This window comes from Aquipuribacter hungaricus (genome assembly GCF_037860755.1).
GTDB classification, from domain to species: domain Bacteria; phylum Actinomycetota; class Actinomycetes; order Actinomycetales; family JBBAYJ01; genus Aquipuribacter; species Aquipuribacter hungaricus.
Genome location: NZ_JBBEOI010000524.1, coordinates 1 through 597, shown reverse-complemented (window position 1 = coordinate 597; position 597 = coordinate 1). Strand labels below are relative to the sequence as shown.

2 protein-coding genes are annotated in these 597 nt (G+C 80.1%); both read left to right on the top strand.

Annotation, left to right across the window (positions count from 1 at the left end):
- A partial coding sequence (locus WCS02_RS20980; protein WP_340296240.1) for a helix-turn-helix domain-containing protein occupies nt 1-321 on the top strand: 321 nt, incomplete at its 5' end.
- 75 nt (nt 322-396) lie between these two features.
- Nucleotides 397-597 (top strand): hypothetical protein (locus WCS02_RS20975; protein WP_340296239.1); only part of this gene is annotated, 201 nt, incomplete at its 3' end.

Genomic DNA, 597 nt, shown 5'->3' with positions numbered 1-597 from the left:
CGCCCTCTCGCTGCGGCCGTCGCCGCCCTGGCGCGCCGGGCCGGCGTCGAGCTGCCCGGTCCGGACGGCGGGGCGGACGTGGCTCCCGGGGCCTCCGGCGCGGCGGCGGCGGCGCCGGTCAGCCTCACCGCCCGCGAGCAGGACGTACTGCGGCTCGTGGCGCGCGGCTGGACCAACCGCCGCGTCGGTGCCGAGCTGTTCATCAGCGAGAAGACGGTGTCGGTGCACCTGAGCAACGTCATGGCCAAGCTCGGCGCCCGGGGCCGGACGGACGCCGTCTCCCGCGCCCACCGGGCCGGCCTGCTCTCCCTCGACGCCTGAGGGTCTGCGCAGGCCCCAATTGCGGGCGGGGGAGCGCGGGCGCCCGCGGGGCGGGGGCGCTCCTACAGTGGCGGCGTGCCCGTCGTCGTCGCCTGCCTGCTCCCGGCGGCGCCGCTCCTGCTGCCGCGGCTCACGGGCGACCGCGTGCCGGAGGTGGCCGGCGTGCGCGAGGCCGCGTCGGCGGCCCTGGCCGCGCTCGACGGGTTGTCCCGCCTCGTCGTCGTCGCCCCGTCGCTGCCCGGCACGCTCGCTGGGTTCGGCGCGCCGCCCCGGGAG